Here is a 12,175-nt window from a genome sequence, read left to right on the forward strand (position 1 = left end):
GCACGACGGGCATGCCAACCATCGGGTAGCCCCGGAACGCGAACACCGGTCGGCGTCGGGCTCTCTGGCTTTATTCACGAGTAGTGGCTCTGGCTAATCTCCTGTTTGCGCCGTGAGGCGCTGTTGGTTCGAGTGGAGGTGGAAGACCTGCACCAATCCCCTGTCGCAGCAGTGGGGTTGAAGCTGAGGGCAGCCTGATCCGGGTGGTGCCGGGGAGGCTGTTCAACCTTGTGCACGACCCGGCGACGCTGATCGCGGCGTTGCCGTGCTGGAGCTGCAAGCGGTGGTGCTCGACGAGTTCGGGCGGCCGGAGGAAGCGGAGACAGTGTCACTCGCTCCGTGAGAATCCGCTGCCGCCAGATTCTCACAACTGACCATTCCTCCGAGTCGGCGAGCTCCGGTCTGGCCTCTGCATCAACCTCCGGGTGCCCTGCCGCTCCCAATCAGTGAGGGCGCTCAGTGGTCCGGCACTCGAAGACCTTGAACAGATTCACTTGACAGGGAACTCGATGGCGGCGAGTAGGTGGCCGTGCACCTCGGCGGCGGCTTCGCGGGTGGCCGGGTCCGGGTCGACCAGGTGAGCGGCGATGAGTGCGGCGGCCGCGGTGAGCACCGGCACCGGCACAGTCGCCGACCGGAGGTGGAGCAGCTGGGACGCGGCCTGCTCGCCGGGCGTCGTCTGGGTGCGGGTGGGGATCAGGGAGCGCAGGCCGCGCGGCTGGGTGGTGGTCACCCGGCTCATTCCCCCTCGTACGGGCCGATGGTGATCACCATGGCCGCCTGTCCGGCACCCCGGCGGGCGGGATGCCGTGGTGGTGGCGGGCGACGGCCTCGAGGGGGGCGGCGCGGGCCTGGCGCCAGTGGGACGTCCTCGGCGCGGCCGGCGTCGGCGGCCCACTCGGGTAGCGGTCGGCCTTCCGTCGCCGTGGTCAACGCTCGGATCATCTCGTCGATCGAGTGCTGCCAGTCGGCGAGCTGCCCGGACAGGGCGCGCACCAGGTGGTCGACGGCGGCCGCCGGGTCGGCGCCGAACGCCCGCGCTTCGGCGGCGGCTTCGGCGAGGACGTCCTCGTCCAGGCCCTCGGACGTCTCGCGTCACGGGGTGGCCGCCGTCTCGAAGGTGTCCAGCAGGGTGTGCAGCTCGGCGTCGAGTGCGGCGGGTGACCAGGAGGGCGGGCTGTGGGGTGGGCGGAGCCGACTGCGGAGGACAGGATTCGCCCGGCGCCCGGCGGGCCGGTGGCCGCTGGTGTGCGGTAACGAGTCGGGCACGAGGCTGGGGGAAAGCGGTGAGAGGCCCGGTTGGTGAGTGGTTGTTGCCTAGGCTGCCGGGTGTGAATCCGTCTTCCTTATCCGACTCCCGTGAAGACTCCTCTGCGGCACGGGCGCCCCGTCCGCTGGGTGTGGTGACGCCGGAGCAGTTCGTCGGGGTGATGCGTGAACTCCGCCAGTGGTCGGGCCTGAGTTTTCGCCAGCTTGAACGGCGGGCCGAGCAGGCCGGCGAGGCTCTTCCCCGTGCCACGCTGGCGGGGGCGCTGGCCCGTGCCGATCTTCCGCGTGAGGAGCTTGTGGCCGCGTTCGTCAAGGCTTGCGGGGGTGATGCGGACGATGTCGGGGTCTGGGTCACGGCCCGTAAGGCCGTTGCCGTCCAGTCGGCCCGAACACCCGAACCTGTGCCGCCGGAGACACCTGTGCCGTCGGAGCCGACGGAGTTGGTGGAGCCAGCTTCGGCGGGCCGCGCGGAGACGGCCGCTGTGACGCCGTCCCGGCCCCCGGCCCAGTCCGGGGTGAGCGGGGACGTGACAGCGAGTACCGCCACCGGGCCGGGGCCGGCTGGGAGCAAAGGCGGCCGGGAGGTGCCGCCGGCGGGCGCGGACGAGCGGGCGAGCGGCGTGCCGGGCGAGGGTGGGCAGAGGCCCGCTTCGGTTGAACCGGTCGGGGCGGGGGCCGGTTCGGGGCGGGGTGTGTCGCGTGTGACGGTGCGGACCGCTGTGCCGGTACGGCGCACGGTGGCGGTGGTCACGCTCGCGGTGGCGGTCGTGGTGGTGACTGCTGTCGTTCTCGGCATCGAGGGTTTGACGGACAGGGGCGGGCACGGGGCCGCGGATCCGTCCGCGGCGCCCACGGTGACCGGTCCGGCGGGGGAGGCGAGTTCGTCAGCGGGGGAGGGGGGCGGCCCTGCGCCGGGGCCGGTGTCGCAGACGCCGATGGGGGATGCCGGGGTTGCTGTTCCTGTGGCGACCGCGAGTCCGTCCGTGCGTCGGAGCGCAAGCACTGCGGGCACCGCCAGCGTTCCGGGGCCGGTTGGCGGGTCGACGGGCAGGTCCGTGTCGGCCGTTCCGCCGGCTCCACAGCCCCCGCCTGTTCGGACCTCGCCGCCGGAGGTGGCGCCACCGCCCCTGCCGACCGCGACAGCGCCGGTGACGTCGCCGCGGCCCACGTCGGGCGGTTGGCCCACCCAGTTCTCCACCGGCGGGGCGTCGGCGTCCGGCCCCGCGTCCGAGGATCCGTGCTGGGACAGTGCGCCGGGCTGCAACGACGGTGTGCACCACGGGTGAGAGTGGCCTGGGCGGGGGACACGGTTGCCGCCCGGCGCCGGGGCGGTCCGCCGGTTCGTCCGGCGGACCGCGCCGGGCGACCGGTTCAGCTCCGTGGACCGGCGATCGGCCGGGACCTCTGCCGGTAGGGCCTGTGGTCGGCGGCGTCATGGTCGACGCGGAAAGTACCCGGTAGGTGATCGCGCCGCTGGCGTCGGCTGGCCTTCTTCGAAGACTGTCCGGGCGGGTGCCCTGGGGTGGACCGATGCGCGGGTCGGTCCGTGCCCCCGGGGGAGACACGGACCGACGGACCGACCTGTGCGATCCGGATCAGACCTTGACCGTCTTGTGGTCGAAGGTCCAGAACTTGCCGGCGGTACCGCTGCCGGCGCGGTAGGGCTTGGCGTTGTCCTTCGGGATGCAGGAACCCGACATGCCGGAGACCAGCCACTCGCCGGGGGTGTGGTAGACGTCGTAGGAGTACACCTTGAACACGGCTCCGGCCTGCAGCTGGTAGTGGGCCTTCTCCGTGAGTTCGGCACTGACGGAGATGCCGACCTCCTGAGTGCGGGTGACGTCGAAGCCGACGCTGGAGCTGAGGACCTCGGCCGAGAGGCCGAAGGTCGATCCGACCTTGTTGGCGACCGAGACCTTGCGGTCCAGGCGCAGTGTCTGGTGGGGTCCCCACCCGGAGACACGCCATTCGGCGGCGCTCGGCCATTCGGTGCGCGTGCCCTTGTATCGCACGTTGCGGACCTCGCGCTTGGCGATGCAGTAGAGGTGGTTGGTCTTCTTGTCCGCTGCCTGCCTGACGGTGGCGTCGGTGTTCCGTCCGCCGTCGCCGGTGTCGGTGAAGAGCTGCGGGTCGATGGTTCGGGTCGTGGGTTCGGCCTCCTCAGGAGCCGCGGCGGCGGTGCGACCGCTGCCCGACGAGTCGACAGTGACGGCGGTGCCGGTGAGCAGCATGGCCGTGAGCGTGAGGCTCAGCAGGGCTGTGCGGATCTTCATGGAACTCCTTGCGTGGTGTACGGCATGTGGCGGGTGACATGTCGGTCGGTCCGCCGGCTGTGGCGAGGTCGGCACGGGCCAGGCTGTTCGTTCGCCTCGGGGTCTTCTGGCGCATCGATGACGCCCGGCCGGGAAGCCGGGGACCGCGCGCGGTGCGGGCGGCTCGGCGGGGGCCGGTGTTCGCGGGCGGCGGGCTGCCGGGTGGGCGGCGGCGCCTGGTCCCGGGCGGGTTACAGGTCGAGCGTGGTGTAGACGATGTCGTGGTCGGAGTGCACGGAGTCGCGGACGGTCACGCCGGGCGGGTTGATCCCGCGCAGGAGGATGTAGTCGAACTTCTTGTTGGACGGGCGGGCGTCGGCGGTCGGGTGGCAGCCAGCCTGGGGGACCTTGCCGCAGGCCGGGTCGGCGTCGCGCAGGCCGGCGTTCCACAGGGCTGCCAGTTCGGGTCCCTGCGGGCGGCTGTTGAGGTCGCCGAGGACGATGACGCGCTGCTGGGTGCCGATGGCCTTCAGAAGGTGCTCGACCTGTTTGGCTCGTACCTTGCTCTGGTCGGCCTCGGCGAGGTGGGTGTCGTAGACGCGGACCGGCTTGCCGTCGAGGACGGTGGTGACCCACATGTAGGCGCGGTTCTCCGACCCGCCGTCGGGGTAGAGCCGGTTGCCCTGGTCGGTGATGGGGGCGGCGGACAGGATCGCCTGGCCGTAGGCATTGCCGCCCCAGAACCCGCAGTTGGCCCGGTCGTTGAGGGCGGTGCCGTAGGCGACGTTGTAGTTCAGGTTGTACTTGGCCTTCAGGATCTCCACGGTCTTCTGCACCGCGCCGCGGCAGCCCTCCTGTACTCCCAGCACCTGGGGGCGGTACGCGGCGATCTCCTTCGCGTAGTCCTCGGGTTCGGCGCTGCCGGGTGCATAGAGGTTCCACGTCATGATCCGGCCCGGGTAGACAGTGGCGCGGTTCTGCGCGGCGACGGCGGTGACGGGCTCCCCGCGGTCGCCGGCGCCGGGGGCGTCGCCCGTGCCTGGGGCGGCGGTGACGGACGGGCTGGCGGCGGCCGTGCCGTCCGGGGCCGCGCCGGCCAGGGCGAGGCCCCCGGCGAGGAGGCCCGCGGCGGCTGCGCCGGCGATCAGGGGACGAGCGAGGCGTGCTCGTAAGGCGGTCATGGAGGTCCTCCTGGAGTCGTACGGGATGGTTCCGCAAGCGGTCCCGGGGTGGCCGTGGCCCGTGGAACGGGGCCGGGCCCGTCGGCGGCTCCCGGGGCGGGTGCACCTCGACGCGGTGCCGCCGGCCGGTTCCGAAGCGGAGTGGTCACAGCTTGCGACTGGGGCGGGCCGGGAGGAAGGGTTTGGGGTGTCTGGGACTGTCCGGCACTGTCTGCCCAGGTCACGGGCGGTGCGAGCCGCAGTGGAGCCGCGAGTGACAGCCTGTTGACCGGGGTGGACGTGGCCGCTGGTGAAGTACGGCGTGGGTGCTGCCGGTGCCGGCCGATGAGAGGTTCCGCGTGGCAGCGCCGGGCTCGGTTCCCCGTGCTGCGTTGCCCGACTCGCAAGTGCGCGCGGCTGTGGGTTGGTGGGGGCGTCCATTGGACCTGCGGCTTCCCGCTGCCGTTGTTGCGGTGAGGGCCTGCTGGCGGGGGCGGGGCCTGCACCATTCTCGTGTCAGGGGTTGAGGCGGGCGCATGTTGATGAGGATCCGCGAAATTCCACGGGTCTGATCTCGTTCCCCATCTGCTCGGCCGGGTCAATGATGTGGGGAGGGTGGGGATCGGTGAGCGGATGCGCGGGTCCGCCGACCCGGCTCGCCAGATGACCAGGTCGCCCGGTAAGGGCGCGTCCGTCACGATGAAGAAACCATCCCTGTCGCGGTGGCGCACTGCCGGCCGGGCACCGCCTCGGCGTAGCACGCGATCGTGTGGAGGAACCCGATGGACCTTGCATGGGACCTGCTCGTTTCGGGGCCGGCCGACGCACGCCAGTCCGTACTGCTGCTCCCTGGAGGGCTGAATCCCGCCCGGTCGTACGCCGAGCTGATGGCGGAGCCCGTGCTGGCCCGAACCCGGCTCGTCGCGGCGACCCTGCCGGGGCACTGCCGAACGGCACCGCCGGAAGACTTCACCATCAGTACCCTGGCCCGGCACACCGCCCGCCTCGCCGACCAGCAGGGCTGCGACGTGGCCGTGGGGTTCAGCATGGGTGCCACCGTGGCACTGGAGATGGTCGCGACCGGTGCGTTCACCGGCCCGACCGTGCTGTTGGGCATCAGCATGTCGCCCGCGGACGAGCCCGCCTTCTTCCGTGCCGTCTGCCGGCTGGGCGACGTCCTCGGCCCACTCCCTGCCGCCGCTCTGCTGAAACTCATGGGCCCGGCCACCAAAGGCATGCGGGTACCGCCCGAACGCCGCGCCGAGGTGCTCGCCGACCTGCGGAACAACGACCCGCGCGTGGCGCGCCGAATCTTCCGCAGCTACCTCGACCACCTGCGCGCACACGAGCAACCGGCCGCACGCCTGTGCGCGGCCGGCGCGCCGGTCTGGATCGTGCACGCCGAGAAGGGCGACGGCGGCCTCACCGTCGATGAGCGACGCACCTTGAATACCTGTCCGCAGGCGACCGTCGTCACGATCCCCGGCACCAGCTACTTCCTACCCAACGAGGAACCGCGACGCATCGCAGAGGTTGTCGTGGAGGCCCTGGCGCTCGCGGGATCGGGCCCGCGCTGAGGCGGATAGCCGTTCCCGAAAGCTGCCATCGGCGCCGCCGAGGGTTGGGGAACCAAGTCCGACCAAGCACAGAGCAGCAGGTGAGGAAGTTCGACGTCGCCCGCTTCCGTGAGGTCCTCGCGCAGGTGCTCGGCTACGGGCGGGCGGATGCCTTGCCCACGCGGCTGGCAGTCTTATGGGAGGGGTGGGGCAAGGCCGCCCCAAAACCGTTCTTCCCGGCGCCGCGTGAGCGGGTCACCCTTTAGCCAGAAGTGGAGCCACTCGAACCCGGGCGGATTCCAGTGGGGCCAAAGCACGCCGTCGGCTACAGGCGCGCCCGGCTGGGCCGACCGGCTGGGACAGCGTCTGTGGCCTTCAGACGGTCGGCTGCGCTGCTCTGTTGATACGCCGAAGGTCCGCCCGGGTACGGGCGGACCTGACGTGGTGGGCGGTGGCGGGGTCAGATGACGAAGGGTTTGGTCGCGGTGTCGGGGTCGGTGGGTTCCACCTGGCCCGGCAGATTGTCGTCCTGAGCGGGGCACTGCTCCTGGACGGGAGGCCTGGGCGTCTCCTCCTTCTTCTGGTGCCCGTCCTTTGGCCGGACCGTGTTCTTCTCGTTGGCCTTCGGGTGGCTCTTCTTGCCCTTCGACTTGTCCTTGCGGCTCTTGTCACCGCCCTTGTCCTTGGGCCCGGCCTTCTGCGGCTTCTTCTCCTGAGCCTTGTTTCCCTTGCTGTCGTCCTTTGGACCGGGGGTCTTGGCACACGAGCAGCTGTCGCCGGAAGGCTGGTCCTGGTCCTGGCCGGTGCCGCGGTCGCCGGGGGCCGGATCGGCATCGCTGGTGCCGGTGTCCCCGCTGTCCTCGGCCGTGTCGGTGCCGCCAGCCGCCCCGTCCTGGCCTTCACCGGTGCCCGCATCCGTGCTGTTGCCGTCGGCCGCTTCGTCCTCACCGTCGCCCTTGCCGTTCCTGCCCTCCGTTCCCCCGCTCTGCCCGTCGGCCTTGCCGGGCTTCTTCTCGTGGGGCTTGTCCTCGGCGTGGCCGTCCGTCTCGCCGTGGGACGGTCGGTCCTTGCCGCTGATGTCGCCGCCCCTGGTGGTGTTCTCCTGCCCGTTGTCGGCGGTGGAGGATTCGCCGCCGTCGTCCGTGTCGCTGTCGCTGCCCGTCTCGTCGGATCCGTTGCTGTCAGCGGGGTCGTCGGCGTCCTGGTCCTCGGAGCCGGCGCGGCTGTCGCCGGCGCCGTTCTCGGCCGGCGGGTCGTCGGGGGTCGGCGTCGGGTCCTGGCCGGGCTCCGGGGTGGGGGAGCCGTCGGACTGGGGGCTGTCGCCGGGATCGGCGGGCGGGGTCTGCGGGGCGGGCGTCTCCCCGGAGGAAGGCCGGTCGTCAGCGGGCGGGGTGGGCTGGCGCCGGGGGCAGGTGCAGTCGGGCAAGGTGGCCGAGTGGCTCGGGGCGGGGCGCGGGGTGGAGCCGACCGTGCCCGGGTGGGAACGGGCGGGGACGGGGCCATCGGCGGCCGCGTAGGCGACCGGAACGCCAGGAGCGGTGGCGGCGATGGCGGGAACGGCCAGCGCGCCGGCGCCCAGCAGCATCTCGGCCCCCAGCCACCGGCCGACCCGGTGCCGCGCACCGGAGTCCTTGCGGTGCCTGCCGCTTCCGCTACCCAGCCACGTTCCGCGTCCCATGCCGGTCCCCTCTCCTCGCCTCGTTCATCGGGTCGTCGTGAGCCTTGCGCCGCAGCCGCGGGCGGGGCAAGGAGTGGACGCGTCCGGGACAGTCCCGGCCGCCGAAGCCAGGAGCCGGTGCCGCCCCACCCCAGCCGCAGGACAGCGGCGGCCGACGCTCTGTACCCGTTCTGACCTGCACGGACGGGTCCGGACAGTCCCGGACACCCGAACCCCTCGCCGGACACGCCCAGGCTCGAAAGGCTTCCCCGAGACGGCCGTGAGCGCGGCCGACGAGGAGGTCGAGATGGCACACGACACGCGGTTGCTGCCGCACCCCCACACGCGACCGGGCGGGGCTGGCGCCGCAGGAACCGAAGGGCCGGTCGTCCCAGGTGGGTCCGTGACCGCGGGGATGGCGGCCGGCCAGTTTCCGCGCCCCGAGCGGAGCATGCGGATCGGCCACGTCATGGCGCCGGCCCCGCGCCCGGCCGAGGGGCCAGCCGGCCAGGCCCGCCCCGCCGGGGACACGGAGCCGACAGCCACGGACCACCCGACCCCGCAACACTCCGCCCCCGGGGTGCCTGCCGCCGGGGCAGCCCGCAAGGGCCGGCGGCGGGGGCCGAGGCAGGGCAGGACGGTGGCGCTGGTCGTCGTGCTGGTGTGCGCGGTCCTCACCGCCGCGGGCGTCCTGCGGGCAACACCGCCCGGCACCCCGGCCGCAGCCGCGCCGGCACCCGCCTCACTCGACAACCCGCCGGCCGCAGCCGGCCCGGCCGGAGGCCAGGGAACCCAGTCTCCGCCCGGGACACCCACCGCTCCGGACGAGCCGGGCCCGAGCGGCAGCGCGCCCTCACCACAGCCAAGCCCCGATGCGGAGACGACGAGGGAGGTGGTACTGAAGCGGGGTGACACCCTGTGGGACCTGGCCCGGCGCCACCACACCACGGTGAAAGCCCTCCAGGACCTCAACAGGCTCGGCGACTCGACCCTCATCCTTGCCGGCACCACACTGCGCGTGCCCGCGCCCGCCGCTGCGTCCCTCGCGCCCAGCGGCTCGAACCCCTCGTCCGCGTCGGGTCCTTTCGCCGTCGCAGCCGCGTACGGTGACGGCGACGATGTCGCCCCGTCCGAGGCCGGCCGGGGTGTGCCGGCCGACGGATCCTGGAACCTCGGCCCGTCCTCGCCGACCGGTCCGCCGGTGCCCGGCCAGTCGGGCACCGGCGCCCTGGACGTCCGGGAGCTCCCCGCCGAGGAGAAGCCGAGCACCCGCCGCGGCAGCGAGCCGGCCCCTCAGAAAGGTGACTACTCCACCAAGGACGGCCCCCGCGAGCGGGGAGCCGCGGCGGCCGTGGCCTACGCCCGCGCGCAGCTCGGCAAGCCCTACCAGTGGGGCGCCGCCGGGCCGCGGTCGTTCGACTGCTCAGGGCTGGTCATGCGGGCCTGGCAGAAGGGCGGGGCCGACCTGCCCCGCACCACCTGGGACATGGCCCGCGCCGGGAAGAAGACCACCCGCGCCGGCCTCGTCCCCGGAGACCTGGTGATCACCAACGGCGGCGGCCACGTGCAGCTGTACATCGGCGACGGCAAGGTCATCCACGCCCCCGGCACCGGCAAGCGGGTCACCATCGCGCCCCTGCCACAGAAGGCGGACGCCTACCGCCACCTCGGCTGACAGCTGCCAGTGCCCTCTGGCACGTGATCTCGGCTGTTTGCCAAGTGATCTTGACCGATTCAGAGGGCCAACTCTGTACCTGTCGGCCGGAGGGTTCGTTGGCAGGGCGTGAACACCAACGCTGCGCAGACGACTTGACCGAGGTCAGCGGTCTACCGGGAGAAGCCAGTGTGGCCGACCTCCACCCGGTCGAGGGCATCTGGTCGCTGCTGCGACGCGGATTCCTGGCCAACGTCGCCTTCGCCGACCCGGACCACCTCGTGCGGACGGTCAGGCGCGGCTTACGGAAGATCCAGTACCGGCCTCAGCTCATCGACGGCTGCCTGATCGCGACCGGGTTGATCGCCGACATCACGAGTTCAACCTGAGTAACAGAATGCGTCGTCTGTACATGGCTGGTTCCTTCGCGGCCCGATACCGAGGTGTCCTAGAGTCGCCGCATGCAGCGAAGGACGGGACTGGCGATAGCTGGGGTTGCAGCAGCCTTGGCCTGGGGCGAGTGGTTGAACTGGCGCTGGTCTCGAGCTCTCGTGGGAAATAGTGGGGGCGCCTCCACGGCCGTGGTGGTGTGCGGGTATCGGAATCCCCAAGCGACGGCAAACTTGATCAACCGACAGCGAGTGCGTGCTGGAATCCGCTCCATCGCCGCTGACGGTGCGGATGGGACCTTCGTGATCTTCAGTGGCGGTGCGACCAGCAGCGGTGCCACGGAGGCCCAGCTGATGGCTGACTACGCGAAGTCGGTGCTTGAGTTCGACGGCACGGTGCTCCTCGAAGACCAAAGCGCGACGACGTGGGAAAACATCACGAATGTGATCCCACTGCTTGAAGACGTGGATCGCATCAAGATCGCCTCCCAGCCGGCTCATGCGCTCAAGGCCCGTGCCTACTTGCGGCGGCAGCGCCCCGATCTTGCAGAGAGGCTGGTGCGCGCGGATGACTACCGCCCTGGCGAGTGGGTGGTCGTCAAACCGCTGTTGGCTCTGTACGGACTTTGGACACTCCGCGGCCTCAAGGCCGACGAGCGGAAGGTCTCGCTGTAGGCAGCCGCTGTCGCTTGGCCTCACGCATGGTGGTTCTTGAGCCGACGCCAGCAGATGATGCTGCATCCCAGAGTGAGGAGGGCTTCGTGGATGTCGTCGCGGATCTCCCAATGGATCCGCAGGCGGCGGAACCAGTGCAGATGGGCGAATGCGCGCTCCACGACCCAGCGTTGGGTACCCAGGCCGGAGCCGTGCTAAGTGTCGCGCGCTGGGCAATCAGCGGTTTCACGCTGAGATCCCAGACGAGACGCCGGTACTTATCGTGGTCGTAGCCACGGTCGGCCAACAGCACGTCCGGGCGGCGCCGGGGCCGGCCGCGCTTGCCTCGCACCGGCGGCACAGCTTGCAGAAGCGGGATGAGCTGAGTGACGACGTTGCGGTTGCCGCCGGTCACGGTGACGGCGAGTGGGATTCCGGTGGCGTCGGTGATCAGGTGGTGTTTGCCGCCGCCGCCCATGGTGCCCGCCGCCACGGCAAGGGCGAACTCCTCGACCACTTGCGGACCGAGCTGGACGAGGCCGCCCGCACCGACGGGCTGACCGGCCCGCACGAGGCGCTGCCCACCGCGCTGGGCATCCTGGCCGCGATCAACTCCGCCGCTCGTACCGCCGGTGAGGATCTGCGGCGCGAGCTGCTGGTCCTCGGTGCACGGGGCGCCGAGCTCGCCGCCTGGCTCCACCGGGACGCCGGCGCCCCCGCCCGGGCCGTCGCGTACTGGCACCACCAGGCCAAGGAGTGGGTGGGCCTGTGGCGGGCGCTCGCCGAAGTGTTCCCGGCCGCACGGCCGCAGAGGTGCTGGGTCGACAAGTCCCGCAACGTCACGAACTGCCTGCCCAAGTCCGCGCAGCCCGGGGCGACGAAGGCGATGCAGGAGATCTACAACGCGGAGGACCGCGGCCACGCGGAGAAGGCGATCGAGGCGTTCGCGAAGACCTACGGCGCCAAGTTCCCCAAGGCCGTCGCGAAAATCACCGACGACCGGGAGGAACTCCTGGCGTTCTACGACTTCCCGGCCGAGCATTGGATCCATCTGCGGACCACGAACCCGATCGAGTCGACGTTCTCGACGGTCAAGCTCCGGACCAAGGTCACGCGAGGTGCGGGCAGCCCGGCGGCCGCGCTCGCGATGGTGTTCAAGCCGGTCGAGTCAGCTCAGGCTCGATGGCGTGCGATCACCGGTGCCCATCTGGTGCCCCTGGTCCGCGCCGGGGCACGGTTCGAGAACGGCGTCCTCGTCGAACGCGAGGAGCAGGCAGCCTGATTGGCTGAAGGAGCCACCAGCCGACCCATGGCTGAGCTGGCCTACCCTCAGTCAGGCTGATTTGGGGCGGCGAGAGCTTGGCGCGACTGGACTACCGCGCCCAGCGTCCCATGGCTGGCGCGGTGCCGATCAGGCACTCGATGTCGGCCGGGAAGCCGGCGAGGGCGTAGGCGGTCAGGCGCAGGTGGCCCTCAAGGCAGACCAGGTTGTCCTGCCTCTCTCCGACGAGGATGAGCGGAGGAAATCGCTCACCTCTGATGAACGCGTGGGCCGCGTCGACGAACGGTTCGTTGGGCACGTCG

9 protein-coding genes and 4 pseudogenes are annotated in these 12,175 nt (G+C 71.4%); 7 read left to right on the forward strand and 6 right to left on the reverse strand.

Annotated elements, in window-relative coordinates:
- Window positions 1–490 precede the first annotated feature (490 nt).
- Window positions 491–733: a hypothetical protein gene (locus AB0J08_RS39275; protein WP_360644212.1), complete on the reverse strand. Its 243-nt coding sequence runs from the start codon at window positions 731–733 to the stop codon at window positions 491–493.
- A gap of 224 nt (window positions 734–957) precedes the next feature.
- On the opposite strand from AB0J08_RS39275, the gene AB0J08_RS39280 reads away from it, so the two are divergent.
- Window positions 958–1,164, forward strand: a complete 207-nt coding sequence (locus AB0J08_RS39280; RefSeq protein WP_360644215.1) for a hypothetical protein — start codon at window positions 958–960, stop codon at window positions 1,162–1,164.
- Window positions 1,165–2,864: 1,700 nt separating this feature from the next.
- Here AB0J08_RS39280 and AB0J08_RS39285 read toward each other — a convergent pair.
- Both AB0J08_RS39285 and AB0J08_RS39290 read right to left on the reverse strand, forming a co-directional pair.
- Window positions 2,865–3,542 (reverse strand): hypothetical protein, encoded by a 678-nt coding sequence (locus tag AB0J08_RS39285; RefSeq protein ID WP_360644218.1) that lies wholly within the window; start codon window positions 3,540–3,542, stop codon window positions 2,865–2,867.
- A gap of 230 nt (window positions 3,543–3,772) precedes the next feature.
- Window positions 3,773–4,702, reverse strand: a complete 930-nt coding sequence (locus tag AB0J08_RS39290) for an endonuclease/exonuclease/phosphatase family protein (protein WP_360644221.1) — start codon at window positions 4,700–4,702, stop codon at window positions 3,773–3,775.
- 761 nt (window positions 4,703–5,463) lie between these two features.
- Between AB0J08_RS39290 and AB0J08_RS39295 the strand changes: the two genes are divergently transcribed.
- Both AB0J08_RS39295 and AB0J08_RS39300 read left to right on the forward strand, forming a co-directional pair.
- Complete coding sequence (locus AB0J08_RS39295) at window positions 5,464–6,258, forward strand: alpha/beta hydrolase (protein WP_360644223.1); 795 nt, start codon at window positions 5,464–5,466, stop codon at window positions 6,256–6,258.
- Between the two features lie 80 nt (window positions 6,259–6,338).
- Window positions 6,339–6,503, forward strand: coding sequence for a hypothetical protein (locus AB0J08_RS39300; RefSeq protein WP_360644226.1), 165 nt, complete (start codon window positions 6,339–6,341; stop codon window positions 6,501–6,503).
- Between the two features lie 194 nt (window positions 6,504–6,697).
- On the opposite strand, the gene AB0J08_RS39305 is transcribed toward AB0J08_RS39300, so the two are convergent.
- The gene (locus AB0J08_RS39305) at window positions 6,698–7,915 is read right to left on the reverse strand and encodes a hypothetical protein (protein WP_360644228.1); all 1,218 of its coding nucleotides are present in this window, start codon (window positions 7,913–7,915) and stop codon (window positions 6,698–6,700) included.
- Between the two features lie 619 nt (window positions 7,916–8,534).
- Here AB0J08_RS39305 and AB0J08_RS39310 point away from each other — a divergent pair.
- The 3 genes and pseudogenes from AB0J08_RS39310 (at window position 8,535) to AB0J08_RS39320 (ending at window position 10,612) form a co-directional block, all read left to right on the forward strand.
- The gene (locus tag AB0J08_RS39310; protein WP_360644231.1) at window positions 8,535–9,569 is read left to right on the forward strand and encodes an NlpC/P60 family protein; all 1,035 of its coding nucleotides are present in this window, start codon (window positions 8,535–8,537) and stop codon (window positions 9,567–9,569) included.
- A 176-nt stretch (window positions 9,570–9,745) separates the two neighbouring features.
- A pseudogene (locus AB0J08_RS39315) lies at window positions 9,746–9,937 on the forward strand (hypothetical protein); the annotation flags it as partial.
- A 72-nt stretch (window positions 9,938–10,009) separates the two neighbouring features.
- Window positions 10,010–10,612, forward strand: coding sequence for a YdcF family protein (locus AB0J08_RS39320; protein WP_360644234.1), 603 nt, complete (start codon window positions 10,010–10,012; stop codon window positions 10,610–10,612).
- A gap of 20 nt (window positions 10,613–10,632) precedes the next feature.
- Here AB0J08_RS39320 and AB0J08_RS39325 read toward each other — a convergent pair.
- A pseudogene (locus AB0J08_RS39325) lies at window positions 10,633–11,054 on the reverse strand (transposase); the annotation flags it as partial.
- A gap of 297 nt (window positions 11,055–11,351) precedes the next feature.
- Here AB0J08_RS39325 and AB0J08_RS39330 point away from each other — a divergent pair.
- A pseudogene (locus AB0J08_RS39330) lies at window positions 11,352–11,873 on the forward strand (transposase); the annotation flags it as partial.
- A gap of 91 nt (window positions 11,874–11,964) precedes the next feature.
- Here the strand turns inward: AB0J08_RS39330 and AB0J08_RS39335 are convergent.
- Window positions 11,965–12,175, reverse strand: a pseudogene (locus AB0J08_RS39335) (hypothetical protein); the annotation flags it as partial.

The organism is Kitasatospora sp. NPDC050463 (assembly GCF_040655255.1).
In the GTDB taxonomy this organism is placed as follows: Bacteria; Actinomycetota; Actinomycetes; order Streptomycetales; family Streptomycetaceae; genus Kitasatospora.